The sequence below is a fragment of the Psychrobacter sp. CoH-33_TS_01 genome (assembly GCF_058189395.1).
Map to the genome: position 1 here is coordinate 249,292 of NZ_JBVGQI010000001.1, position 26,062 is coordinate 275,353.

Here is a 26,062-nt window from a genome sequence, read left to right on the forward strand (position 1 = left end):
TGTTAAAAATTCTTTATTACAACCAGCAAATTAACCATTAGCAAGATTGCTTACCATAAGCCGCAGCTTATAGGTCGTTTTGGTACTCTTCTGCTGACATCTGAGCTTCGTAATCGTCCATGCTGTCCGGACGGATTCTGAAGAACCAACCATCGCCGTATGGGTCAGAGTTGATAGTTTCAGGGGCATCTTCTAAATCTTCGTTGATAGCCACGATTTCACCGTTTAGCGGAGCATAAATGTCAGAGGCGGCTTTTACCGATTCAACAACAGCGATTTCACTTTCAGCAACTACAGTATCACCAACTTCTGGCAGTTCTACATAGACGATATCGCCCAATAGGTCTTGCGCGTGCTCAGTAATACCGACAGTGATGGTGCCGTCGTCTTCTAAACGTAGCCACTCATGGCTGCTCATATATTTTAATTCAGATGGGATAGTGCTCATGGGGTCTCTCCTATAAGGGATAAAAATAACAGGGAAAAAATAAAAGGGGTAAAAATACGGTCAACATAGCGAAAGGGTAAAGCTAAACCTAGCTAGCAATTCACAATGACTGAGTAATCGTTAGCCAGTTAAGCACTCTAACCGGCTAAATATAACAAAATAAACCAAAAAGCTTTAGTGAATATAACTTTAAATTAGCAATAATTGCACCAATTAATCGAATTGTTTTTGACCATTACGGACAAAAGGCAGTTTAATCACACGTAGGTCAACAAATTTACCTTTACCGCGTAAGTCGACTTGTACTACTGCATCATCCGCTACGCTAGCAGGAATACGCGCGATAGCGATAGACTGTTTTAGCGTTGGTGAGAAAGTGCCACTAGTAATGGTGCCGCGTAGACCACTGTCAGCGCCCTCGCTATCATTGATGACCACTTCCATACCTTCACGTAACACGCCACGTGACTCTAGCAATAGGCCCACTTGTTTCATAGCAGTGCCGTCAGCTTTAGCCTGTTTGCGTTTTGCTACTAGCGCCTCGCGACCGATAAAGTCACGCTCATCTTTTAACGCTAGCGTCCACGCCATGCCGCACTCGTAGGGGCTGACCGTCTCGTCCATATCATGGCCGTATAGGTTCATGCCCGCTTCCATACGTAGTGTATCGCGAGCGCCAAGGCCAGCAGGCTTGATATCATGGGCTAAAAGTAAGGCATAAAAGTCAGCAGCGTGATCGCCATGTAAAATCACTTCGACGCCATCTTCGCCGGTGTAGCCGGTCTTGGCGACGAACCAATCTGGTCCTTCGATGTCATTTAAATCCGCACCAACGAAAGGTTTAAGCTCGTCTAATACTGCTGACCAAGTTGGCTTGGCCGCTTTTAATTTTTCGATAGCATTGGGGCCTTGCACCGCTAGCATAGCCAGTTCAGGACGCTCAGTTAATTGGATATCAAAGTCGGCAGCAACTTTTTCAAACTGCGCCAAATCTTTATCTCGTGTAGCCGCGTTAGAGACGATACGATACTCGGTCTCAGCCTCATTCATACGGTAGACGATTAGGTCATCAATAATGCCGCCTTCCGCGTTAAGCATGCCCGAATAAATAGCTTTGCCTACCGTTTTTAATTTTGCGACATCATTGGCCAGTAATTTTTGTAGCCAAGCTTTCGCCTCAGCGCCCACCACATCAGTGACGACCATATGGGACACGTCAAACATACCGGCATCGGTACGGACGGCTTCATGCTCTTCGATTTGCGAGCCATAATTAATAGGCAGCTCCCAACCCGAAAAGTCGACCAGTTTGCCATCGGCATCTAGGTGAGATTGGTAAAATGGCGTGCGTTGTGGCGTAGTCATGGGGCAGTCCTTAATCAACAAAAGGGAAAGGTTAAATGATAAAAATACGGGTACTACAGGGCACTATTTTTGAAACTTAATCGTTAACATGAGTCTGCGGGTCAAGTCGAGCAACGACGCCTAACTTATGCTATCCGTACTCAGTTACTAATTTGCGCGCATAAAAAAAGAGCAAACAATGCCAGTACGCTGGTGAAAGGGCCTTAAATTCGGCGCTATTTCACGGCAGTCGCAATAGTTTGTTTGCCCTATCTGTCCTGTGACCTGAGATTTTCAATAATAGACCTATCTTAAAGAGCATGCTCTACAAGACAGGACTATTACCTTTGCCCCTTCGGTGGGTGAGGATCTAGTGCTCACCACTCTCCAGAATTTCCATCATTATAGGTTGGCACTGCTGGGCAGTACTGACTATAGGCAATGCGCTATAGCACGGGCCAAAATATACCGGTTGATGAGTCTCTCAGTCCGGTTACCTGAGCGATTGGCAGGGTGAATGCGCCTTCGGTGGTGGCCTTGGCAGCAGCAATAATGCTTATCTAGTCTTATTTAATTACCGATATTGATAGACCGGCTTTTATAAATAAGCAGCACTATTTTTACTATGAGCCACACTCTCCTGAGAGACGCTTTTATTATGAAAGGTAACGAGGTGTTTTACAAGCACAAAAAACGGCCATTTGTTTCTCACTGCCTTTTATCGGCTGAGACGAGATGCTGCAAACTGAGCGGTGGCTAACCACTAAGCTGTTTCTAACAACTGGGTTGTAGCTAACAAAGATAACCTAGTGCCATTGTGACACTGAGGCTGAAAAATGACCCGCTCATAACGTTTTTGCTAATTAGGGTTAGCCGTAAATATGCTAAGCTATGCGCCATGCCCTGTGCTATCCCCTGCGCTATAAATAAACACTTATAAACCAACGCAGGCTAGCACTTGTTGCGGTCTTAATTTACGCCCTACAGTTATTATTAAAGGTCTACTATGCATTGTGATATTTATAAATTCCCTAAGCATGACGAGATGTATGTCTATATTGCCCGTCCGAATTATCCTGATGATGTTGAGACCTTAACCGACTGGTTGGGTGTATTGCCAAAGGAGCTGCGCGCAAGCTTGGGGCAGGGAAAGTTTGTCATGCATCTGGACTTAGACGCTACCGAAAAGTTAGCGCGGGTGAATAAAGAAGACGTGCTAGCGAAGTTGACCGAGCAGGGCTACTACGTGCAAACCCCACCGCAAGATATCTTATTAAGACAGGCGCAAAACCGCGCCAAAGACGCCCAAGATAAGCGTTACGATTAATCAGTGCTAAATATTTATTATATAAAAAGTTTTTCAGTAAATTAGCGATTTATCTTGCAGTAGCTGCCGGCTATATCGAGCTATAGAGACGGCGCTACTTATTGAAAACTACGCATATAAAGGTAAGCGTGATAAACTAGCGCTACTTAATTGCCAGTGGCGCTAAGGCGTTCTATTGGCGAAAGTTATTATTATTTAATCTTTTATTATCTGACTATCAGAGTACTCATGGATTGGCTTAAATCACTGTTACAAAGTTTACCGCTAGATACCATCAGCGATATGTTAGGCAATATCGTGGTCTGGTGGAGTCATTTGGTTGCGGATGTGCCGCCTGCTGATCTGCCGATGTATGCCTATCTGGGCGGTAGTGTCATCGTGCTGTTATTGTGGCTGTTGGTCGCTCGTATGCTACCAAAACCGCTAGGCGGCATTAGCTGGGTTATCCTGTTTGCTGTTTTATTTGCGCCAGGTAGTGCGCTTAATGAGCCCGGTGTGATTGCCCCCGCTAGTATCAGTGTGGTGTATGCCGTCATGATGAAAGACATTGCCGGAGCTATCACGAATGCCTTGCCTATTTTAGTGGTGATGGCAGCGGGTCTGTTCCTCGGATTTATCTGGCAATTGCTACGCGGCGCTATCGAGCGTGGTATGGCCAAATCGCGCTTACGGGCTGAGCAAAACGCTGCGGCGAACATGCAATTGGCAGGAGCAGACTATATTAATCCATCGGCTGATAGCGATGCGGCTACTGAAGTCAACTTGGTCAAAGAAAAGAAAAAATAGCGGTTTATATTTAATGCTTAGCTAACGCAGTATCTTGTCTATACATTCCCATTATTTGGCTAAACCCAATTAACCCATAAATTTATACAGTTTATGGGTTTTCTTTTAGGGGGCAATTTCGGTACTATTAGAGCGCGTTTAAATTTTGTCTTTTTGCCCGCTATATTATCTAAGTATCGAGCTGATATTTATAGTGTTTAGTGGTGCTGCTTAAAGACACAGTTTGACTGCCTTATATGTCACATATCCTATATGTTACCAGCCTAGCTATAACCACCCGATTTAAAGTTCATCCATTGCAATTTAGCTCGCTTTGAGTCACCTGATTTTCATTTAACCGATTTTGCTAAAAATACTTTAAAAACCTTAGATTAAGCGCTATTACACCAAGAGCCCTTACACTAACAACACTTATATTAAGCCCCATCATATTAAGAGACATGCTATGACGACACCGACTTCTTTTACAGGTACTGAATCCTATATTGCTACCGAAGACTTGCAGCTGGCAGTCAATGCGGCGATGACCCTACAAAAACCACTGCTTATCAAAGGCGAGCCTGGTACCGGTAAGACCTTGTTAGCGGAAGAAGTGGCAAACAGTCTAGGTATGCCGCTGATTACTTGGCATATTAAGTCGACGACCAAAGCTGAGCAGGGTCTGTACGAATATGACGCGGTTTCGCGCCTGCGGGATTCGCAGTTGGGCGAAGATAAAGTCTATGATATTAATAACTACATCAAGCCGGGCAAACTGTGGGAAGCCTTCACTAGCGAGCAGCGTAGTGTGTTATTAATTGATGAAGTCGATAAAGCGGATATCGAATTCCCCAACGACTTACTGCATGAGCTCGATAAGATGTCATTTTACGTCTATGAGACCGGCCAAACCGTGACGGCTGAGCAGCGCCCTGTCGTCATCATTACCTCAAACAATGAAAAAGAATTGCCTGATGCGTTCTTACGTCGTTGTTTTTTCCATTATATCGACTTCCCCAATGAACAGACTATGCGTCAAATCGTCGACGTGCATTTCCCTAATATCCAAGAGAAACTGGTGAATGATGCGCTCGATATCTTCTATAAATTGCGCAATATTCAGGGTCTGAAAAAGCCACCTTCAACTTCTGAGTTGGTGGATTGGTTGACGCTGCTATTAGCAGACGATATGGCGCAAGCCGAGTTAGAAGAGAACTTACGTGGTGAGAAATCAATTCCACCACTATACGGCGCCCTGCTAAAGAATGAAGCCGATGTTAATTTGCTACAGCGCTTTGCTAATATGATGCGTCGCTAGTTGTAGTTAACTAGTAATAAGACTACAACCTAATTAAGGCGCATTGATGAGTACGTATTTCGAGGGTAAGTTTAAGGACTTACGGCTAGAGTATGGTTATGAAAAAGCGATAACTAAAGTTGTTGAAATTTTACTATTTCAAAGTAGTCTGCCTCTTAGGTTTAAAAAAGGATCAAATAAATTTAGTGATTTTTGGTCTTCTAACTTTATTAACGAGTTATCTAGTACTCAATTATCTACCGAAAACTATGTTTTATCTTTAAGCCAATATATTCGCTCTCCAATTATTGAGGCAGATATACTAGGCTGCCTTATTGGAATTGATGAAAGTAGTGTTATTAATGCTATTCGTATTTCGGGGATTATCGCTAAGATTGATCATCCTTCTTGGCATGTGCTGCAGAATATTAACTCTCAAGCAAAATATTACCTTTTAGATGAGTTTTTGCAAACTGTCGCATACATGCAAGTACAGTATCAAGTGCGCTTAGAAGAATATAAGCAAGTCAAGAAGCGCCTTAATCTCGATCAAGTGTCAGCAATGGTTTTTAGTGGCCTTTATGCTTGTCAATATCTGATGACAGCTACCGAGAATGCAGAAGATAAAAGTTTGTTAATACCCTATCAAGTAGATACTAATGATAAAGTGAATGTTGAGCATATATGGAGAGTATTTCATGAAGTCATTACTAAGGCTAATATAGATAAAAGCACAATCACAGAGAAAAAATTAGGCATTTTATTAAAAAGTAAATTGATGCCTTTGTTAACGAACGATAATTTAACATCAAGACTCATCCAAGAATATGAAGGATTTAAAGAGCTAGTTGCATACAGAATTGAAATTAATCTATATGAAAATCAAGTTATTAATTCTTATTCATACGAGTTAGCCACAACCTATTATGTTGAGGGTAAGCAACTAAAACTAGTCAAAAGAGATGAGCTAACAGACCCATTTCAGGAGAAGTTTTATACCTTATGGATGTATTGGCTATGGCGTGGTATTCAAGCCGTGCCGGAAAGCCCTTATTTCCATCGAATGGATAGAGGCATCAATGCCGAAGGTAATTTTTTAGCTTTAGCAAAGACGCAAGGTATTATGTTGCAATTAAAAGAAGTCTTTGGTATTGATCAGGCAGTTTTTGATCAACAGTATGATTTGTCTTCATTAATACTAACGATGCTATTGTCCCAGTCTCATTACAAACAAGATTTTGAACAATCATATAGAAGTATTTTGACGCAAAAGAATTGTCACCCGTTTCAAGCATTATTGCAATTGATGATAGAAGGGTTAATGATAGGTCAAAATCGTATGCCTCTTACTTTTAATAAGATAAAAGACAAAGCAATAAAAATGTCAGATTGGGTGGTTGATGAGAGTAAAAAATCAAGGGTAAGAAAGATGACCAATATTCTGAGATTTTGGTCGAGAGATTTGAAGTCTGATTCTAATTCAAATAGTTTTTATGCTGAAAAGACTTTTTACATTATCGATGATTTTATATTTGCATTACCTTGGTTATCGGCTCAGCAAAATTATAATACTGCTTTGATTAATAATTTTCGCAAGCTACATAAAAATAGAGCTTCTTTAAAATTTGAAACAGATACGATGGAGAAGAAATTAGCTGAATTATTTAGTCATAATAATAATACTGTTTATTGTCAGTATGAGCCTAGCCAGAGTGAAGTAGGAGAAATTGACTTAATAGTTATATCCGAGGAAACAGTTTTAGTTGTTGAGCTAAAATCCACCTATATTAAAAGCAGCATTAAAGAGATTTATGAGTATAAAAATTTTGTATTAAAAAAGGCCGCTTATCAACTTAATAAGAAAACTAGCTATATAAAACAAGTGCTATTACCTGAACTTGGTTATCTAAATCGGCAAGTTAGTATTCATTCTTGGATTGTGGATACTACTTTAGAGTTCGATCATGAAAATATCGATGGTTTCTTAAAAGTATCGTTTGAAGAGTTACTGATTGTTCTTAATAGGCATCAAGGCTTCATAAAAGAAATGGTAAGTGGTCAAGAAAATATTAAAAAAAAGGTAAGTTTGAGAGAGATTGTTAAAGATATTGAGTCTGATAGATTTTGGCAAGATAGCTTAGCAGTGGTTCGTGCAACCCCAAGTTTTAACACGAATAATTTTACTTTGAATTCCATGATGCAGACCTAGCTATGTTTATTAAACTGTTTTATACCCTGCGAACGTACGGCGTACCGGTCACTACCCGCGAGCTGCTCGACCTGAATGCAGCGCTCGATAAGGGGCTGATGATGCAGCCGCACCCTGAATTTCCCGATGATTTGGATAAGCGTACCTTTGCCAATCGGGAGGATATGTATCGGCTGATTCGACTGTGTATGGTCAAAGATGAGCGCCATTTTGATAAGTTTGACCGGGCTATGGCGGACTACTTCGAAGGCGTGGACAGCGTTGATATCGATGCGCTAATGGACAAGCTCACTCACATTCCGCAAGAGTGGCTCGACATGCAGCTCGACCCCAAAAACCTTACTGAAGAGCAGCGCCGACTGCTGAAGAAATACGGCTCATTAGAGGAGCTGATGAAGGCGTTAGAAGAGCGTCTCAAAGAGCAAAAAGCCCGTCACCAAGGCGGTAATAAATGGGTCGGTACTGGTGGTACATCACCGTTTGGCTCAGGTGGCGATCATCCGGAAGGGGTACGGGTAGGCGGAGAGTCGCGCAAACGTAGTGCGGTCAAAGTCTGGGAGCAGCGTAAATATCGCAATCTCGATGACGATGCTATCTTAGGTACGCGGCAGATTCAGATGGCGCTGCGAAACCTACGTCAGTTTGCGCGGACTGGCAGTGCCGATGAGCTCAATATCAATGAGACTATCAAACGTACGGCCAAAAAAGGTATTCTCGATATTCATATGCAGCCTGAGCGCCGCAATCGCGTGAAAGTGCTGATGTTGTTCGATATTGGCGGCAGTATGGATGTGCATGTGGAAGCCTTGGAAAAGCTATTTTCTGCTGCTAAAAATGAATTTAAGACGCTGGACTTTTTCTACTTTCATAACTGTCTCTATGATTATGTGTGGAAAGACAATAGCCGCCGTCACAGCGACCGTATGCCCACCTTTGAGCTGTTGAATAAATATGGGCGTGAGTACCGCGTTATCTTTGTGGGCGATGCCTCGATGTCCCCCTACGAGCTGTTTTCAGTCGGTGGTAGTGTCGAGTATATGAACGATGAGCCGGGTGTGGTGTGGCTAAAACGCATGCTCGAGCACTTCGATAAGGTCGCTTGGTTAAACCCAGAAAACCCCGACCATTGGGACTATACCCATACTATTGGTGAGATTAAAAAGCTTTTTGAGAGGCATATGTACCCGATGACCCTACATGGGGTCGAAGATATGACGGGCTATCTGGCGAGATAGGCAACCAACAATTTATAAATTAACCGGCTCTTTATGAGTCGGTTTTTTTGTCTATGGTGCTCTACTTTATAAGCGGCTATTTTTAGTAGGTCTATCTTTAAAAATTGTGTGTTATGAGAGTTGTCTTGAATAAGGATAAGACTTTACAAGGTGTATCTGAAGTAGCGTACCCCTTTATTTAATACCGTATTATTTTATATGAAATACGGGTAAATCAGATAATTAAGTACAATCATTCACTGAAATTACCGTTGTCGGCTATTCTTTGCTAGTATTAACCCTCGCAATGCAGGGCGCAAGCAGCTAAATTATTAGTAACAATCGCTATTAATAGCTATTTATAACCCGCTTTTATGATAAATTTTATAGCTCATAGATAACTGTTTAACGGCTTCACCCTCTTAGCCACCCCATTTTATAACTTATAGGATAGCCAATGAGTTCACAAGATAACACCAGTCCCCAGAATGACCCTGAACTGCAGCAGCAAGGTGCCTCCGCCATCAGCGCTGAGGATACGCCTATCACAGTATTTGACCCTATCGCTCGCGATGCGCTATTGGGCAATGAAAAGGACTTGCCGCTATTGGCAGAGACTAAGCTGTTAAGTGATGCGCTCATCCGCGTGATTAAGTCACAAACCTCGGCAGCGGTTACCCAGACGATTAATGACTTGCTGGCTGGCGAGAATCCTAAGCAGACCATTGAGCAAATCTTACCGACTTTAGATGATATCCAAACTGAAAACTTGATCCGTGCCTGCAGCTTATTTGCGCAGATGTTCAATATCGCAGAAGACCGTCACCATGAGCGCCGTCGCCGTGCTCATGAGCATGATGCGGTACCGTCGCGCTCAAGCTTTGAGAGTGTATTAGCGCAAATCCAAGAGCAAAATATTAGTGGTGAGCAGCTTGCCGAGCAGCTTGAGTCTACTAGTGTCGCCGCAGTATTGACGGCGCATCCTACTGAAGTCCAACGGCAGAGTATCCTGAACTTTCATCGCCGTATTCGCGAGGTATTGTCTCAGCATTCGCATTCATCAGGCTATCAGCAAGCGTTACTCGAAGAAGACATCGAGACGGTACTATTGGCATTATGGCAAACCAATGAGACCCGTCATTTTAAGATTACCGTTGATGATGAGATCGAAAACGGGGTAGGCTATTTTGACCTAAGTTTTTTCCAAGCTTTGCCTGCCTTATATCGTAAGTTATCGAAAACTTTAGAACAAAGCTATCCAGGCGCAAACTTGCCCAATATCATTCATATTGGCAACTGGATTGGCGGCGATAGAGATGGCAACCCTTTTGTCTCAGCCCAGACCTTACGCGATGTGTTTAAACGTCAAGCGGCTGCAGTATTCTACTTTTACCGCGATGAGCTGGCCAAGCTGTATGAAGCGCTGCCGTTGTCTATTCGCCGAGTGCAGGTGAATGCCGACGTCTTGGCGATGGCTGAGCAATCCCCTGACACCGAAATCTCACGTAGCGAAGAGCCATACCGCCGTGCGATTGCGTTAATCTCTGCCCGTGTGGTCGCGACCAGCCATGGCTTTGGCCTAGATTACGGCTGCCGTTTCGGCACTGCAGAGCCGTATGCTCATGCAGAAGAATTTCTAGCCGATTTAACCGTGATTCAGCAGTCTTTAATCGATAATGGCAGCACCAAATTAGCAGAAGGCAGACTGGCGGATTTAATCCGTAGTGTCAGTCTATTTGGCTTTTATTTGATGCCGATTGATTTACGTCAGCATGCGGCGCGTCATGCCGATTGTGTGCAGGACTTGTTTAAACATGCGGATTTAGAAGACTATCTATCTTTATCCGAGTCTGCCCGTCAACGGGTGTTGCTGCGTGAGTTAGCCACCCCGCGACCACTATTTAGCTCGTATATCGACTATGACGAGCAGACCGAGCATGAGCTAGCTATCTTTGCTGCTGCTGCAGATATCAAAACTCGCTTTGGTGAGCAAGCAATCCAACAAAGCATTATCTCGAACTGTGAGACCATGAGCGATATGCTTGCGCTTGCCTTGCTAATGAAAGAGACCGGGCTGTTAACCATCAAGGCCGGTCGTCCGGTCAGCCGCCTCAATATCGTGCCGTTATTCGAGACTATCGGCGCACTAGAGGGCTGCATCGAGGTGATGGACGCACTGTTTGCCAACCCTTGGTACCGTGACTTGCTCAACAGCCGCCATAATTTGCAAGAAATTATGCTCGGCTATTCAGACTCCAATAAAGACGGCGGTTATATTACCAGCCAGTGGGCGCTGTATCAGTCGGAGCAAAGACTGGTCGAAGTGTTTGCCAAGCATAATGTGCGTCTGCGCTTATTCCATGGTCGTGGCGGTAGTGTTGGCCGTGGTGGTGGTCCGTCATTCGAAGCTATCTTGGCACAGCCTGCTAAGTCGGTAGCTGGGCAGATTCGTATCACAGAGCAAGGCGAGGTTATCACAGCGAAATATGCCGATGCGGGCAATGCTGAGCGCAACCTCGAAGCGTTAGTCTCTGCTACCTTAAAGGCGACGCTACTGCCCGATGCTACGATGACGCCAGACCCTGAGCTGCTCGATAAGCTATCGACTACGGCGTTTAATCACTATCGTGAGCTGATTACTCACCCGTACTTTATCGACTACTTCATGCAGGCGAGCCCAATCACCGAGATTGCTAGCTTAAACATTGGTTCGCGTCCCGCCAGTCGTAAGACTTTGGCGAAGATTCAGGATTTACGTGCGATCCCTTGGGTATTCTCATGGATGCAAAATCGCTTGATGCTACCCGCCTGGTATGGCTTTGGTACGGCAGTAGAGCAGTTACTAGCAGAAGATGAAAATATGTTAGCCGTGCTGCAAGACCATGCGAAAAATAGTGCCTTCGTCGAATCGATGCTGTCCAATATGGAACAGGTAATGGCTAAAACAGATATCGATATCGCTAAGAGTTATGTCGAATTGGCTAAGGATAAAGACAATGCCGAAGAGATATTTGCGTTAATTCTAGAAGAATACGAGCGCAGTCAGAGAGCCTTGCTACTATTAACCGGACAAGATACTTTATTGACCAGCAACCGCTCGCTAGCCCGGTCATTAGCATTAAGATTGCCGTATCTCAATGCGCTTAACTGGTTGCAATTGGCCCTGCTTAAGCAACGTCGTGGTGATGGTACGGCTATGCTCAAAGACGATATCGACGATGCCAGATTGCTACAATTGACCCAGTTGACCATCAATGGAGTGGCACAGGGGCTGCGGAATACCGGCTAGTTTTTGTTAATTGCTACTTTGCTTAAAGTCATCATAAATAAAAAGGCGTAAGAATAATCTTACGCCTTTTTTAATGGTCAAATTTTGCGTGGTGAGTTTTGAGTGGTGAATTTTCAGTAGTGAGTATAAACGCTTTAACTAATCTGCAGAAAATTCATCAAATGCGGCAATCGCTTCAGCGGCATACATCATGCTCGGGCCACCGCCCATATAAATACAGACGCCTAAAGTCTCAGCGACTTCTTCCCGAGTAGCACCTAGTGCCAATAGCGCTTTGGTATGAAAGCCAATACAAGCATCACAACGTGACCCAACAGCTAAAGCTAAGGCGATTAACTCTTTAGTCTTCTTATCCAAGACCCCGTCATCACTGGCCGCTTGCGCCAGACCGGTAAAGGCCTTGCTGGTCTCAGGGATATCGCGACGTAATTTAGCCATATTTTTGGCAACATGTTTGGTGATGTCGTTAAATGACTTGCTCATGGGAGACTCCTGAATTGCTTTATAAAAGATGAGATTACAAGTACTACTGCTGGCTAGACTGACTCAATTTGATGCAATAGTTGCCTATTTCATAGGGCAAGTATTCATACCCAACATGGTATATAACGGGCAAAATCTAAATAGCCCTGTGAATAAAGGGATCAGCCCTACAGCGCCCCACCAACTGCCGAAGTAAACGCCCGCGGCTAAAATGACGATACCTGCGATCACACGTAATATTCTATCGGTACTACCCACATTAACTTTCATAACAACTCCTTAACTCGAACAGAGAGTAGGGTAGATAGCGATACCACCCTAAAGATAAATAATATATTAAATTATATAATATAAAAATATATATTATAAAGGTGTGGAAGTCAAGCACCTGTTTTATAGGAAGTTTTGATTGGGCGATGAGGTGTGAGGTTATACGGTTTGCTAATACTGGGTTTGCAGAGAGCTGCTAAGCTAACAAGGACTGGCAGCAACTTGCTAATGATTGATTTATAAGGCAATCGGGATATATCGATTTGCCGTAATCTAACTTTTATTAAAGAGGTCGTATTATGAAAACTGCCCAACAACTTGTCGCAGATGCTAAAGCCAACATTACCGAAATTGACGTCAATGAAGCTGAGAAACTATGCTCAAAAGCCGATATCGTGATTGATATCCGTGAGCCTGAAGAGTATGCAGCAGGACATCTCAAAGAAGCGATTTCAATCCCGCGTGGCGTATTAGAGTTTAAAATTGGCGATTTGCCGAATATCGATGCCAACAGTCAGATTATTCTGTACTGCAAAACTAGTGGTCGTGCGGCATTGGCGACCGAGTCACTTGAGAAAATGGGCTATGAGCAAGTACGCTCCATTACGGGAGGTTATGAAGCTTGGCTAGAGGCGGGCAAGCCGACGGTTCAGCCTAATGATGGAATTGATTTTGGGTAGGGGTGGTTTTTGAATAACTAAGATTAAATATACTATTGCGCGTTACTCATTACTTTAATGCCATCTTGCGTTGCATTTGGTCTGTTAATATAAGATATAAAAAAAATGTAAGGAATTATATCTTAACGTCATCAGCTGTCGCGAACAATTGACTCTTGTATATCCTAAACAGGAAGACTTTGCTATATTTTAACGAATACAGGATTTTTATTAATATCAAGGAGTTAATTAAGTGGCAAATTTACAAAAACAGTTCTTAGAGTTTCATGATGCTATTAAGTTAGGAACTTACGAAGAAAACGGCTTTTTACGCGATAAACGAGACTTAATCGTTAATAAACTTAAAGAAAAACTTAAAGAAAAACTTAAAGAAAAGGAGGGTGATGGCTATCCTCAATTTGTAAGAAGCTTTAACCAGGGAAGTTACGCTTTAAATACAGGCATCAAACCAGTCAGAGCTGGAGATTATGATATAGATGTTGGCGTACTGCTCGACTGTCATATTGAAGATTATGAGGACCCTGTAGAGCTAAAAGAGTTAGTAGCAGAATGTATCCAACATACTAATCGTGATGTGGTAGTAAGTCGATCTTGTATAACAGTAACATATAAAAAAAATGGGATCGCTGATTATCACGTTGATTTACCAATATATGCTAAATCTAACATTGAGTACGAGGACACCTTTTATTTAGCGAAAGGCAGAAAAGGATTAGCTGTAGATAAACGAACTTGGCAGCCAGCTGATCCTGAAGGTATCACCTCACTAATCAATGGCTTATTTAAAGATAATGATGACTATGAAGATAAAGGATCTGATCAACGTAAGCAGTTTCGTAGATGTATACGTTATTTAAAAAGGTGGCGTAATCATAAATACGTTGGTATTCATAGTATTGGATTGACTATGGCAGCGTATCATTGGTTAGAACCTGAAGTTAACGTCAACAATGACGGGGAGGTTCTACTGAATCTAATCAACACTATCCTGAGTAATTTTGATTGGTGTGGTCGTCTTTCAATTGATCTACCGGTAACTCCTTATGGAGACTTACTTAAGTCTGTCAGTGATGAGGATATGGCTACCATTAAGGAGCGTTTTGAAGCACTAAGAGATAATTTGCAATCAGCAGTTGATGAGCCAGATGCACATGAAGCTAGTAAGATTCTGAGAAAAGTTTTTGGTGATGATTTCCCAGAGGTTACAAAAATTGATAAAGCTAAAAAGAGTAATGAAGCGCCATATGTGAGTACTGGGTCATCAGCATAGGTGATGTCATGACAATTAGCGCTGATATACAACAAAAATTTAAAAACCATGTCCAATCTATTGGTGGCAATAACATCGATAGTAAGGATGTAAAAAATGGCTTTATAGCTATTGGTTTTGAATTAGATATTGATGGTCAGACAATCCCTTTATCAGTCAAATATATTGATCAGAAGCGTTAGCTATCACTACCTACAGTATCGGTTACTAAGTGTAATTTGCCAGCACTCGACCATGTGGGTAATAGTGGTTTGATTTGCATCACAGATCATCAAGGTGAAATGTTTGATAGCGCTGACTTATTGGGACTTTTTCAATATGCTTTAGATACAGCTATAAACATTCTTACTAACTCTCTAGAGTCTTATAGAGTTGGAAATAGAATCGCTTTATACAAAGAAATAGATGGATATAATCAGACAGTTGTATCAAATGCACCTGTTATTGTTGCTACACACAATCCAAATCAGTCTGACAGTTTGTATGCATGGTGCATTAATTATACAAGAAAGCGTAATACACCTCAGTGTCATCATATCAAATACTTAGTCGACGGAGCTATTCAAGAACCTTCTAGCTCTACCCCTTATACTGCTATAAAGGTAACTAAGATATCCTTACCCAACATTGAAGACTTTGTGATTCCTAATCTCTTTGAATCGTTCGATGAAAAGTGGTGGGAGCGGCAAACTTTAAACTTCAATGCAAAACAGTTAGATAGCTTAAAGAGGAGAACTGGTTTTAAAATCGTTCTTCTAGAAATTCCTGCGCCTAAAATGAATACATATTTGGTTATTACCTATTATCAGGATATGCCTGTAAATAAATATCGTGATTTTAGGGTCCAAACCTTACAACGTGGCTGGCGTGAATACTTATTAAATCGTACAGGCATTGAGTCTAATTCATCCAGTAAAAAAACAGTTGTAATAGCGGGCTGTGGTTCAGTTGGATCTAGAGTTGCAGAGATACTGGCTGAGTCAGATGTCGATAAGCTCATATTGATTGATTATGATGATATGACAACCGACAACGTTATGCGGCATTACCTTGGCATACAAGACGTCAATCAGTCTAAGGTCAGTGCGCTGAAAGATCGTATTCAGCAAAACATACCTGAATTAGAAATAGTAGTCCATAAGGCACATATATTGAACTGGCTTAACAACCAAGACGATGCAAACTTATCTGAGATTCATTCTATAGTATTAGCCACGGGTCACCCACCAACAGAACTGGAGGCATGCCGCCGCTTATATACTCGTGAGATTAGTGTCCATGTTGTATGTGGTTGGTTAGAAGCATACGGATTAGGTGGTCATGTTTTAGGATTCAGAAGTAATGAGGATGCTTGCTTGAAGTGTCTTTACCATGATGACGCTGGAAATTCTTCAAATTACATAAAGACCAGTTTGTTTAGTAATCCTTTAAATAAAGTATTATCAAAAAATATCACTGGATGTGCTGGAGCATTCACTGCATACGGTTCAATACACGCTATGAAAACGGCTGTGATAATGGCTGAGTTCGTAGTTGAACATAAAACTGGATTGCAATCATGGTGTGCTACCGATAAGTTACCGACCAACTATGACTTAGAAGCTACTAAGTACCAAGAATTGACTCTTCAAAATGGTGGTTACTATTTACAACCATTAAATGCTATTAAAGCGGCAGGGTGCTCATGTTGCAGTACTTAAACAACCGCATCACATGGAAAGAAATTAATAAAACACATGATGGCGTAATAGCAGAATCTGTTATAGCTACATGGTTTGATTTTAGACAGATACAACCACGATCGAAAGAGGCTGGCGGGATATTATTGGGTAGGTATTATCCAGATAGTCATACTATATTGGTAGACGACTTAACAACGCCCATGTTCAGAGATAAACGTACCCGTACCACTTTCTTTCGTTCCACATCTCACAATAAAGCCTTGAAGAAATATTGGAAAGAGACCAAAAATTATGGTGGTCTTCTAGGGCTATGGCATACACACCCTGAGCCGAAACCTAATCCATCGAATACCGATTTGAATGATTTAGCGAGTCAATTTACTGATTCAAGATATTTATCTAATAGAGTGCTTTACGTCATTGTAGGCACTACTTATATTGGATTCTGGATTGCTTACTCTCAAAACTCGAAAACATTTTTAGGGTATTTACCTTTTTCTATTGAATTGGATACTTAGCAGATGACCTCGAATAACATACCTGAAATAGTTCAGACTTCTCAAGATCAACCCTTAGGTAAAACTATATTTACCGAACTTGACTCAGCAAAACAATATCTAGATCAAATTCAAAGTAAAGGGTTGCAATGGAACCAAATTGGTTTATTTTCTGACGCAAAATATCATAATTTACTGACACTACTATTCAATGATGATGAATTAATTGATGTCTTTAGGTTTTCTCTTGAAGGTGAAGGTAATGAAAAATTAGTTTCTTACGTAAGTGAGAGCTATCAACTACAGGCTACGTTTAAGGTTTCTGAGAAGGAAGATTTCACTTTAGAAGACATACAAGAAATAGGAGATATTGAGTTATTATGGAATGATATCAGTATTGAATCTAAAAACCTTAATAGTAAGGAAACTACAAAATTATTCAATCGTTGGCAGACAGGTCGAGAGAAGAGTAAGGGAAGAGGTGATGGATTTAGTCAAGAAACTAAACGGATAGTGATGCAAGAGAGTCATGGTAGGTGCATGTTTTCAGGCTGTGGAAAAAGATTAGACTTAGATTCCTTGACTGGTCATAGAGGCAATTTTGGTTATTTAGCTCACAATATTGCGGCCTCTGAAAATGGTCCAAGGGGAGTACTTTATTTGTCAGCAAATTTAGCAGACGAACCAAAAAATGTTCTTCTATTATGTGATATCCATCATCGTTTGGTAGATAGAGTAGCAAGTATTGATTATCCAGCATCAAGATTAGAAAAAATGCGTGAGGATCATATTGAGTTATGTAATAAGTTACTTGATGCTTTGAATTATTCTCCAGTACCTATTTTTTTCATTCCATGGGGAGTTAATGGACAGGCTATAGAAAAGCCTTGTTCAATCTCAATTGCGAAATCATTAAGTGTAGTAAATCATAGAGCTTTAGATAATATTATTTCTTTACCTTATGGTGAAAATGAATCAATTGAATGTGTAGATGATTTCCATGCTAAATCTCCCACATTTATTAAGCAATGTGTTGAGAAGATACAATTACTGGCTGAGGAAAAGAGAATAGCGGTATTTGCTTTTGGCCCATCTTCATCGTTAATCGGCTTTGGAGCTAAATTCGGAAATAAATCAAAATTAATACCCATGTTGCGCTATAGGGATGCGAATAGTTGGACTTGGCCCCGTTCTGAACCAAGAAGTGATGCCATAATAATTGAAGAGGCCTTAATAGAACCTGAACATAAGCAGGTAATAGTGAGTGTCAAATTAACAGCTCCCGCTCCAAAAATAGATAAAACGATTGCATGGCTACAAGGAAAACAGCAATCTTCGATACCTGTTATTAATATATATCCTAAAGATTATGCCTATGGAAATGGTTCTGTTGCACATCCTGTTGAAGGTGAAAAGTTGGCTGTTAAACTTAAAAATATCCTTACAGATTTAAATGAAACTTATAGTGTTGAAACCGTCCATTTATTGGTTTGTGCGTCAAATGCTGCGTGTGTATATATTGGTCAGGCTATAGATAGATTTCAACCCGAGTTATTAGTTTATGATTTTAATCAGGAAATGATGGAGCCTAAGCTTAGGATACATAACGATGGTAATAATACTCTTGTGGAGTGTATTAACGCAGACTGCCGTTGAGGCCTTTCAGGAAGATTAATCCTCCCCAAAAGCAAACCCACCCCCCTCAATCTTACTCATCAAAGCCATAATCTCCTTATGACTAGCCTCTAAATACTGCGCTCTTTTATCCGCTTCAACCAAGGCGATAGAGCGCTTTTCTTTTTTTGGCTGATGAAATTGGCTCATAAACGCTTCATCATCAGCATTGTGCGTCAGCAAAGTAAAGGTATGGATGGGTTCATCAAAGTGTGGGTTAAACTCAAACATTCCAGCAATGGTAAAGGCCTCAGCATCTTTTTGATAGATGCGCTGCCAATGATTCTTACCATCGATATAGTACGGCTCAAAAAACGCTTTTATGGGCACAAGGCAAAATTGATTGTGCGTAAACGGCGGCTCAAAGGTCTTCTTATTTTCGATACCTTCCAAGCGAGCGTTATAGGTAGAGTAGTCGACAGGCTTATCAGCCCACTTCGGGCTTAAGCCAAACTGACCAGCGACCACGGTCATGCCGTCTTCTGTAGGGATAATAATAGGGCAGTAGTCTTTGGGATAGACGTGGGGTTTATAGTCAGCTAAAGGGCCGTCAAGATTCAACGCATATTGCGACTCTATTATTACTTCGATTTGATCAAGGGTAGCGGGTTCAAAGTTTGAGCACATGGTCAGTCCTTTTTATGCGTCATTTTAGAGGGGCTTGTTTGCTTCTTATTTTATAGTAACTACAGCTTATTATTGTATTTAAAACAGTGAATGATATCGTTGGATTTCGCGGACTTACTTTACCTGAAAGGCCATACGCCCCTATATAGAGAACGCGATAATTTAACCCTAACGCGACTTAAGCAATTCAATCTCCTGCTCTAATTCACCCCGTCGTACTGCAGTCATCTGGCTCAAACAAGAGTTTTTCTCTAAGCTATGGATACTGCCACCTACCGAGTTTCTAGTAGAAAATTCACAGGACTTATCTCTATAACTGATCCAAGCTAACTGTACTGTTTTTAACTGGGATTTTTCTTTCGTCGTCAGATGGCCACGTAGGGTTTTATAAGTTTGATTCAGGCGAGCGTCTTCATTCTTGTAATCTTGGCTAGCACACTGATTCATATCAGCTTGGGTTTGCGGGTTACTACACGAGTCAGCAGCCATAGCCTGCGCGCTGCCCAATAAACAAACTGTCGCTAGCCCTAGACTCATACTGATTTTATTCACGGCTGATAGTGAAGGCATAAAACTTCCTTATAATGAACTATTTGTAGTGACTATTAGCTTACCACCGCCAATCCACCGTCATCCTATGGCTATTGTATTTTTTTAATTCTCAGTGTTGTATTTATGAGAGTTTACTTTTAAAACTATCCCCCATAAAAAACCCCAAGCGAAAAGTGCTTAGGGTTTGGTAATCTTAAATTTGTTAGCGATTATTTGGTTTTAATTACATCCCAAGTGCCAAATTTGCCATCACCGTTTTTGTCACCAGGCTTGGTATCGTTGGCATAGAAATATAAAGGCTTGCCGTTCATGGTCCACTGGTACTTGCCATCTTCACGTTGGATGGTGGAAAACTGACCTTTGGTATTTGACGCTTGCGGCGCTAAGAAAGCCGGCCAAGCGACTAGACATACCGCGCCACAATTTGACTTGTTCATTTCATCTTTATCAAAGGTATAAAGGGTCATGTGGTTGGCAGAGTCGACCAATACACCATTTTCACTGGCTACAGGGGCCGTGCGGCTTTGTGCAGAGTGGACTTCATGAGTACCAGTAGTATCATTACCCGCTACATTTTTCAGCGTAGTACAACCGGTAAAGGCTAATGTGCAGGTAGCGAGAGTCGCTAATAATAGAGTTTTCATAATCGTACCTTTTAATAATAGTGAAGTCATTATGATAAGAAGACTGCTAACTTTCATTCAACCAGACTGGATTTAATGCTTTATTTTGAGTTTGGTGACAGAGCATTAAGACTAACGGGTCGGCATAACTCAGCATAGGGCAGGGCACATTAAGAAAGCGTTAAGATAGGGCAACCAAAAGTGTCATTGTGCAAGGTTAAGTAACTGGCAGCCCTATTTTTGTCACTAGCAATCAATGCGCTTTAGCACTGGCTCTTTGCTTAAAGACCAACAGACAAATCACGATAAAAGCCAATAGCGCAGCCGATGCCCCAAAGCGGCTTAGATCCAAGCCACCGTGGTTTAAGGGTTTGTCCAAAAAGTCTCCCAATACAGCCCCCAAAGGCCGTGTAAGCACAAAGGCGCTCCAAAATAAGAGGGTTTTGGAGATCTTGGTAGTAAAGTGCGCCACGGCGATTAGAACCAATAAGCTACCAAAGATAATAGCGCTGGTGGTGTACCCCATACCTTTAGTGTCAGCGACCCAGTCGCCAAGCGCCGTACCTAGCGTCTGCGAAAACATGATGGTGGTCCAATAAAAGACCTCAGCGCGTGGACTGACAATACTGTCTACAGCGATGCTGCCCATGCTTTTGTGCCAGACAAACAAGCACAACCCTAGCAAAGCCACCAATAAGGCAGAGCCGCCTGCATAGCCGATGCCCATAGAGCGGGTAACAAAGTCAGCAATGGTGGTGCCAAGAGTAGTGGTGGCAATGATCGTGCCCCAATACAGCCATTTATTGAAACCACGGGCTTTGATTTGCGCCGCCACCGCTAGCGCGAATATCACAGCAAATATGCCGGTGCTGACCAGATATCCTAAATTGAGGGACATGGATAGCGCATCACCAGCAGTCTCTCCTAAAGTCGTGGCCGCCACCTTGACTAGCCAAAATAATAGGGTGACTTCAGGCACCTTGGCGAGAGCGGCCTGCAGGGTGTTGTGCGCAGGAGGTATAGGCTTAGGGTTATAGTCGCTATTATTGTTGCTACTACGATCGTGGTAGTTGATGGGCACCGTCATGGCCTGCTCCTTGATAAGTCACCGACAGATTGTCTGTGGGTATAGCTGCCAAAATAGCGATGGAGGCGTTAAGATTGCGTCAAGATTTGGCGCTATTTGCTATTTACAACAAAGGAGAAATGCTGACGATATAAAATCTTGATTTGGCTTGTGACCGTGGCTTATGAGCCAGTAGCGATAAGGGTATTGGTCGGCGCTAGTCTTAGTCCCAGTATCTTTAGCAGCTGAGGTTTGCTTACAGACACAAAAAAACCCCAAGTAAACTAATACATGGGGCGAAACTTGCTCATAACAAAAGAGCTATCAAGGAGGGTATAAAAAGTGCTTTCGATGGGCGCACTTCGTACTTGATAAAAAAGCCCACCGCCGATTACAGCCGCTGCGCCTATGACTATAATTCGCAATCACATTAATATATGACCCCTTAATTGACGTGTGTATTTAGGTCTCTTTTCAGGATAAACATGAAAGGTTGATCGTTACCGCGAATATCCATGGCGCCAATCACCACATCAGGGGTGACCATGCGGAAGACGTCGTTGATTGGTAGGCGATCGTAAATCATCGTCGCTGAGAGCACACCACGATACTCTGTCATCCTTAGTCGGGCTGCCGGTTCCTTAGTTTGGAGCGCGGTGCTACCCAACTTGAAGAGTAGGCTTGCGGCGTTAGTGTTGGCGATGCTAGGAGGATTATTAACCATTCCAATAGGTAGCATCGCTGGATTGATAGCGAAGAGCGTGCCATCTTTTTTAGTGAATACTAGAGGATCAACCTCTTCAGTACTACGAAATCGTTTTCCATACCAATTGAAGCTTTCAAGCATACCGTCTAAGGGGTGGTCGGTCGCTATGCCGCTACCGCGCCAACTTCCTATCATGCTAGCGATAGGCACAGCCTCAAGGGAATCAAAAAACTCCAAAACTTGCTCGATTGTCGCTCCCTTAGACAGGGTGTCCAGTTGGGCTTGTTGTTGCGTAAACATGATATTGTTCATAACGCGTTACTCTCTTTTAGGGGGATTCAAATGGGTTGCGGGTTACTTAGTACATAGTTATTTAGTACCTAATTAGTTAGTGTCTAGGCCTGAGGCCATCCAGCAAGAGACTCAAGGCTTGCTTGGCCGTCGTTGCCCGATGGGCTGGATCACAGCCGTTGAGCGCACCACCAATCATCCGTCCCATCATGATTAAATCCTCGGCGGTCAGCTTCGTACGACAGAGGCTCTGGGCCTGGGCCTGGTTGATAAGGTTGGTAAATATCTGCTGGGATCGCATGAATGCGTTCTGTACCGCAGGATGATGGGGATCGGCTGCATTCCAGTAACGAACTAGATTGGCCCTCATTCCCATGCGACTGGCCATGAACTCCAGAAAAATCAACAGGCCATTGGGGTCTTCCTGGACTCGATCGGCCTCCTCGGCTAGTTCATCAATTGAACGCTCAAGTAGCGCGGCAAGAAGAGTGGGGCGGTCAGCAAAGTGACGAAAGAAGGTCGTTCGTCCAACCCCGGCTTTAAGGATCACGGCATCCAGGGAAACATCAATATCGTCGACTTGAAATACCGTGTCGGCTGCGTCTAGGATGCGTGCTCGGTTTTTTCTGGCGTCTTTGCGCTGTGGTACAGGGTCTGGTATAGCCATCAGGTATTCTTCATCAGCATAGGGATTGTGGAGGCCGGCAGCAGGTGCGAAGCCAGTGAGGCCATAACGGACCCCTTGCCGAACAACACATGGGCTTTGCCTTCACGCATTCCATGGAGTCCCGCCTGTGCCACCTCTGCAGGCGAACTGGCTTTGTCAGAGGCAAATAAATCTTTCAACATCGACTTGCCCTCGTAGCCATCGATATTGGCTGCTTGTGAAAACTTCGTGTCAGTCGCACCGGGTGTCAGGCACGTGACGTTGACGCCATACTCAGCCAGCTCTCCGCGAAGTGTAAAAGTGAAGAGGTTCACGTAGGCCTTAGTGGCACCATAAGCTGCAAACCGCGCTGACGGCACCATGCCTGCTGTCGAGCCAACATTGAGGATGTTACCACTACGACGCTCTTTCATCCGCGCGCCGAATAGGGCCGACAGTTTGGTCGTCGTGATGACATTCAGATGGATCATGTTTTCAATGCGGCTAAGATCTGCATCGACAACCTCGCCAAAGGTTGCAAACCCCGCGTTGTTGACTAGGGTGTCAATAACAAGCCCGGACTTATCACACCACGCGATAAGTGCTTCTGCGGAGTCTGACTCTGACAAATCTATTGCGAGCGTCTTGAGTTTATCGCCAAATTCAACGAAATCGATGTGCAGCTGGGCCAACTCTTCCTCTACGAGGCTCGCAACGAGGACGTTCGCGCCATCTTTCAAGAAAAGACGGACAAACTCGCGTCCGATGCCTGATCCACCACCTGTTATAAGAACTTGTTCACTCATGGTTATTACTCACTATGATATTGCCAAGTTAGGGTGTGGCGGTATTAACGATTTTGCCACATTAGTATGTGAAATTATTAGTTTATATATTAACATGAAGTGGTACTATTAGTACCGTTTTTATATTTTGGCTATCACTGGTGCTGTAATAATTTCTGGCTAGCTGGTCGCAAATAGAACAAAGTATTTAATTTTTTATAAAAAAAGGATTGCCCCTATTATGTTGCTTTACGATGCTGAATCCCCAAGCCCAAACGTTATGCCAGTACGAATGTTTATGCACGAACGAGGTGGATTAAAGTTTGATACTGAAATTATTAGCTTAGGCACACTAGAAAACCGCAGTCGCTACTTTTGTGAAAATATTAACCCACGAGGTGAAATGCCTGCGTTACGACTGGATGATGGCAGAGTTGTTACTGAAATCACGGCGATTTGTGAGTATTTGGATGAGGTCGCTGTTGGTGGTCGTTCCCTACTCGGTGATACGCCTGAAGAAAGGGCGCTTACCCGCATGTGGACGCGCCGTATCGATTTAGAAATTGCTGAGCCGATCGTTGCTTGGTGGCGTGGCAGTGACGAGGCTGAAAGTTACTATAGAGGTTTCCGTGTGCTTTCACCAGAGAGCCAGCATTACCATCGACTCCTTGCAGATAAAGGCATGAATCAACTAGATGCTGATATGACCGATAGAGAATTTATTTGCGGCAATCAAATGATGTTGGCAGATATCGTTCTCTTCGGGTTTATGTTTACGATGTCACCTACTGGCGATTGGATTAATAATCCTGCTAGAAAGAATATTGCTGCTTGGTTCAAGCGAATGCAGTCGAGCAAATCTGCGCAAGCGGCATTGGAATCATTTTCAGGACAGATAAACTTACCTGCAAATGACCAATAGCAGCAGCCTTTTACATCATGATTGGCTTTTATGAAATATTATTATTTAGGAGATAAATGATGTCTAATCAAATCGCACTTATCACTGGTGCTAGCCGTGGCCTTGGACGCAACATGGCTCTTCAGTTAGCCAAGCGTGGGATTCATATCATTGGCACTTATCATAGCAGTGCTGCAGAAGCCGAAACCCTAAAGCAAGAAATTGAGGCGCTAGGCGGTAAGGCAGCATTGCTGGCACTCGACGTCACCGATACCTCAAGCTTTCCAGCATTTTCTGAGCAAGTGATTGAGACTCTAAAAACCAATTTTGACCGTGAACAATTCGATTTTCTCGTTAATAACGCCGGTAACGGTATTTCCTCCAATTTCACAGAGGCAACCGAAGAGCAATTCGACTCACTCGTCTCTACGCATTTGCGTGGGCCTATCTTCTTGACTCAAAAAATGCTTCCTCTTATTCAGGATGGCGGTCGCATTTTGAATGTCTCGTCTGGTTTGGTGCGTTTCACATTGCCAGGCTATAGCCTCTATGCCTCAGTCAAGGCGGCGATTGAAGTTATCACCCGTTATTTGGCGCTCGAACTTGGTGAGCGTCGTATTCGGGTAAATGCGATCGCTCCTGGTGCTATTGCTACTGATTTCGGCGGAGGAGTAGTGCGTGATAATGATGAGGTCAACGCCTATGTGGCGCAAGGCATTGCGCTAGGACGGGTGGGCTTACCTGACGACATCGGTCAGGCTGTCGCAGCCATTTTATCTGATGACATGTCGTGGGCAAACGGAACCACCTTTGATATTTCAGGTGGGCAGCTGCTGTAAACCGCTTCTTTTACCATTGCGATACTTTCTCGGCTTATTGTGGTCTAGAAAGCATCTCATCATACTGATACATTAATATTTATTGGGAATAGGCGCTGTCAAATATGGCCATTTCAATGACCTAAGCCTCAACCAATTTACAACTATCTCTAGGGACGATTATGACCAATAATAAACAGTTCGATGTTCTATTCCGTTACACTATTAAGCCCGGCAAAGAAGCCTTGTTTCAGAGCTACCTCGATAAGGTTCTGCCCGTTACCAAAGCAGAAGAGCCTTACGTTTTGGAATACCAGATTTTCCGTGATGAAGATGGCAGTTTTCTACAACACGAGCGCTATATGGATGAGGCCTCGGTTGCTAAACATCTTGAGGTAACGGCTGATGGGCAAGCAGACTTTCATGCCTCAGTTGACCTCATTGAAGTTCGAGCCATTGGCGAGTTTACTATGAGCTTTTGGGAAGAGTATGAAGGTCCACACTTCTTCCGTTATAGTCGCTATCGTGAGGTTACGCGATAGACTTTTTAGAGATACCTAAAAAAGATGCTTTACAGTTTGTAGAGCGTCCTATTAGA

Annotated in this window: 26 protein-coding genes and 2 riboswitches; of the genes, 15 read left to right on the forward strand and 11 right to left on the reverse strand. The window is 42.9% G+C overall.

Features of this window, described 5'->3' with window-relative positions; all coding sequences use genetic code 11:
* Positions 1 to 67: 67 nt before the first annotated feature.
* Positions 68 to 448: a glycine cleavage system protein GcvH gene (gene gcvH / locus ACZ2XM_RS01075; RefSeq protein WP_490588005.1), complete on the reverse strand. Its 381-nt coding sequence runs from the start codon at positions 446 to 448 to the stop codon at positions 68 to 70.
* Between the two features lie 213 nt (positions 449 to 661).
* Positions 662 to 1,813, reverse strand: a complete 1,152-nt coding sequence (gcvT, locus tag ACZ2XM_RS01080) for a glycine cleavage system aminomethyltransferase GcvT (protein ID WP_490588004.1) — start codon at positions 1,811 to 1,813, stop codon at positions 662 to 664.
* Positions 1,814 to 2,055: 242 nt separating this feature from the next.
* A riboswitch (glycine riboswitch) is annotated at positions 2,056 to 2,193 on the reverse strand.
* Positions 2,194 to 2,267: 74 nt separating this feature from the next.
* Positions 2,268 to 2,445, reverse strand: a riboswitch (glycine riboswitch).
* A gap of 353 nt (positions 2,446 to 2,798) precedes the next feature.
* Between gcvT and ACZ2XM_RS01085 the strand changes: the two genes are divergently transcribed.
* The 6 genes from ACZ2XM_RS01085 to ppc all read left to right on the forward strand — a co-directional run bounded on the left by ACZ2XM_RS01085 (position 2,799) and on the right by ppc (position 11,893).
* The gene (locus ACZ2XM_RS01085; RefSeq protein WP_490588003.1) at positions 2,799 to 3,119 is read left to right on the forward strand and encodes a YcgL domain-containing protein; all 321 of its coding nucleotides are present in this window, start codon (positions 2,799 to 2,801) and stop codon (positions 3,117 to 3,119) included.
* Positions 3,120 to 3,347: 228 nt separating this feature from the next.
* Positions 3,348 to 3,905, forward strand: a complete 558-nt coding sequence (locus tag ACZ2XM_RS01090; protein WP_490588002.1) for a hypothetical protein — start codon at positions 3,348 to 3,350, stop codon at positions 3,903 to 3,905.
* Between the two features lie 445 nt (positions 3,906 to 4,350).
* Positions 4,351 to 5,202 carry an AAA family ATPase gene (locus ACZ2XM_RS01095; protein WP_201497536.1) on the forward strand — a complete coding sequence of 284 codons (852 nt, stop codon included), beginning with the start codon at positions 4,351 to 4,353 and terminating at the stop codon, positions 5,200 to 5,202.
* Between the two features lie 46 nt (positions 5,203 to 5,248).
* On the forward strand, positions 5,249 to 7,390 hold the full coding sequence (locus ACZ2XM_RS01100; RefSeq protein WP_490588001.1) for a nuclease-related domain-containing protein: 2,142 nt from the start codon (positions 5,249 to 5,251) through the stop codon (positions 7,388 to 7,390).
* Between the two features lie 2 nt (positions 7,391 to 7,392).
* Positions 7,393 to 8,625, forward strand: a complete 1,233-nt coding sequence (locus tag ACZ2XM_RS01105) for a vWA domain-containing protein (protein ID WP_490588000.1) — start codon at positions 7,393 to 7,395, stop codon at positions 8,623 to 8,625.
* Between the two features lie 436 nt (positions 8,626 to 9,061).
* Positions 9,062 to 11,893, forward strand: coding sequence for a phosphoenolpyruvate carboxylase (gene ppc / locus ACZ2XM_RS01110; RefSeq protein WP_490587999.1), 2,832 nt, complete (start codon positions 9,062 to 9,064; stop codon positions 11,891 to 11,893).
* A 138-nt stretch (positions 11,894 to 12,031) separates the two neighbouring features.
* Here ppc and ACZ2XM_RS01115 read toward each other — a convergent pair whose 3' ends face one another.
* Together ACZ2XM_RS01115 and ACZ2XM_RS01120 are read right to left on the reverse strand one after the other, a co-directional pair.
* The gene (locus ACZ2XM_RS01115; RefSeq protein WP_490587998.1) at positions 12,032 to 12,376 is read right to left on the reverse strand and encodes a carboxymuconolactone decarboxylase family protein; all 345 of its coding nucleotides are present in this window, start codon (positions 12,374 to 12,376) and stop codon (positions 12,032 to 12,034) included.
* 84 nt (positions 12,377 to 12,460) lie between these two features.
* Positions 12,461 to 12,646: a YgaP family membrane protein gene (locus ACZ2XM_RS01120; RefSeq protein WP_490587997.1), complete on the reverse strand. Its 186-nt coding sequence runs from the start codon at positions 12,644 to 12,646 to the stop codon at positions 12,461 to 12,463.
* Between the two features lie 299 nt (positions 12,647 to 12,945).
* On the opposite strand from ACZ2XM_RS01120, the gene ACZ2XM_RS01125 reads away from it, so the two are divergent.
* The 6 genes from ACZ2XM_RS01125 (at position 12,946) to ACZ2XM_RS01150 (ending at position 18,431) form a co-directional block, all read left to right on the forward strand.
* Entirely contained in the window at positions 12,946 to 13,326 is a 381-nt protein-coding gene (locus ACZ2XM_RS01125; RefSeq protein ID WP_490587996.1) for a rhodanese-like domain-containing protein, read from the forward strand.
* A gap of 232 nt (positions 13,327 to 13,558) precedes the next feature.
* Positions 13,559 to 14,596 (forward strand): cyclic GMP-AMP synthase DncV-like nucleotidyltransferase, encoded by a 1,038-nt coding sequence (locus tag ACZ2XM_RS01130; RefSeq protein ID WP_490587995.1) that lies wholly within the window; start codon positions 13,559 to 13,561, stop codon positions 14,594 to 14,596.
* 8 nt (positions 14,597 to 14,604) lie between these two features.
* Complete coding sequence (locus ACZ2XM_RS01135; protein WP_490587994.1) at positions 14,605 to 14,778, forward strand: hypothetical protein; 174 nt, start codon at positions 14,605 to 14,607, stop codon at positions 14,776 to 14,778.
* A gap of 36 nt (positions 14,779 to 14,814) precedes the next feature.
* On the forward strand, positions 14,815 to 16,296 hold the full coding sequence (locus ACZ2XM_RS01140; RefSeq protein ID WP_490587993.1) for a ThiF family adenylyltransferase: 1,482 nt from the start codon (positions 14,815 to 14,817) through the stop codon (positions 16,294 to 16,296).
* Positions 16,281 to 16,796, forward strand: a complete 516-nt coding sequence (locus ACZ2XM_RS01145) for a Mov34/MPN/PAD-1 family protein (RefSeq protein ID WP_490587992.1) — start codon at positions 16,281 to 16,283, stop codon at positions 16,794 to 16,796. Before ACZ2XM_RS01140 ends, ACZ2XM_RS01145 begins: the two co-directional genes overlap by 16 nt.
* 3 nt (positions 16,797 to 16,799) lie before the next feature.
* Positions 16,800 to 18,431 (forward strand): SAVED domain-containing protein, encoded by a 1,632-nt coding sequence (locus ACZ2XM_RS01150; RefSeq protein ID WP_490587991.1) that lies wholly within the window; start codon positions 16,800 to 16,802, stop codon positions 18,429 to 18,431.
* 15 nt (positions 18,432 to 18,446) lie between these two features.
* Here ACZ2XM_RS01150 and ACZ2XM_RS01155 read toward each other — a convergent pair whose 3' ends face one another.
* The 7 genes from ACZ2XM_RS01155 to ACZ2XM_RS01185 all read right to left on the reverse strand — a co-directional run bounded on the left by ACZ2XM_RS01155 (position 18,447) and on the right by ACZ2XM_RS01185 (position 23,766).
* Positions 18,447 to 19,076, reverse strand: a complete 630-nt coding sequence (locus tag ACZ2XM_RS01155) for an SOS response-associated peptidase family protein (protein ID WP_490587990.1) — start codon at positions 19,074 to 19,076, stop codon at positions 18,447 to 18,449.
* Between the two features lie 168 nt (positions 19,077 to 19,244).
* A complete protein-coding gene (locus ACZ2XM_RS01160) occupies positions 19,245 to 19,646 on the reverse strand; it encodes a lysozyme inhibitor LprI family protein (RefSeq protein ID WP_490587989.1) in 402 nt (133 codons plus the stop codon).
* A gap of 191 nt (positions 19,647 to 19,837) precedes the next feature.
* The gene (locus ACZ2XM_RS01165; RefSeq protein ID WP_490587988.1) at positions 19,838 to 20,272 is read right to left on the reverse strand and encodes a COG4315 family predicted lipoprotein; all 435 of its coding nucleotides are present in this window, start codon (positions 20,270 to 20,272) and stop codon (positions 19,838 to 19,840) included.
* 232 nt (positions 20,273 to 20,504) lie between these two features.
* Complete coding sequence (locus ACZ2XM_RS01170) at positions 20,505 to 21,338, reverse strand: COG4705 family protein (protein ID WP_490587987.1); 834 nt, start codon at positions 21,336 to 21,338, stop codon at positions 20,505 to 20,507.
* A gap of 424 nt (positions 21,339 to 21,762) precedes the next feature.
* Positions 21,763 to 22,335, reverse strand: coding sequence for a DUF4334 domain-containing protein (locus ACZ2XM_RS01175; RefSeq protein ID WP_490610507.1), 573 nt, complete (start codon positions 22,333 to 22,335; stop codon positions 21,763 to 21,765).
* A gap of 76 nt (positions 22,336 to 22,411) precedes the next feature.
* Positions 22,412 to 22,981 carry a TetR/AcrR family transcriptional regulator gene (locus tag ACZ2XM_RS01180; protein ID WP_490587986.1) on the reverse strand — a complete coding sequence of 190 codons (570 nt, stop codon included), beginning with the start codon at positions 22,979 to 22,981 and terminating at the stop codon, positions 22,412 to 22,414.
* On the reverse strand, positions 22,981 to 23,766 hold the full coding sequence (locus tag ACZ2XM_RS01185) for an SDR family NAD(P)-dependent oxidoreductase (RefSeq protein ID WP_490587985.1): 786 nt from the start codon (positions 23,764 to 23,766) through the stop codon (positions 22,981 to 22,983). The genes ACZ2XM_RS01180 and ACZ2XM_RS01185 overlap by 1 nt, the downstream gene beginning before the upstream one ends.
* Positions 23,767 to 23,986: 220 nt before the next feature.
* On the opposite strand from ACZ2XM_RS01185, the gene ACZ2XM_RS01190 reads away from it, so the two are divergent.
* The 3 genes from ACZ2XM_RS01190 (at position 23,987) to ACZ2XM_RS01200 (ending at position 26,006) form a co-directional block, all read left to right on the forward strand.
* Positions 23,987 to 24,667: a glutathione S-transferase family protein gene (locus tag ACZ2XM_RS01190; protein ID WP_490587984.1), complete on the forward strand. Its 681-nt coding sequence runs from the start codon at positions 23,987 to 23,989 to the stop codon at positions 24,665 to 24,667.
* A gap of 56 nt (positions 24,668 to 24,723) precedes the next feature.
* Entirely contained in the window at positions 24,724 to 25,485 is a 762-nt protein-coding gene (locus tag ACZ2XM_RS01195) for an SDR family NAD(P)-dependent oxidoreductase (protein WP_490587983.1), read from the forward strand.
* A gap of 161 nt (positions 25,486 to 25,646) precedes the next feature.
* Positions 25,647 to 26,006: a putative quinol monooxygenase gene (locus ACZ2XM_RS01200; protein ID WP_490587982.1), complete on the forward strand. Its 360-nt coding sequence runs from the start codon at positions 25,647 to 25,649 to the stop codon at positions 26,004 to 26,006.
* Positions 26,007 to 26,062 lie beyond the last annotated feature (56 nt).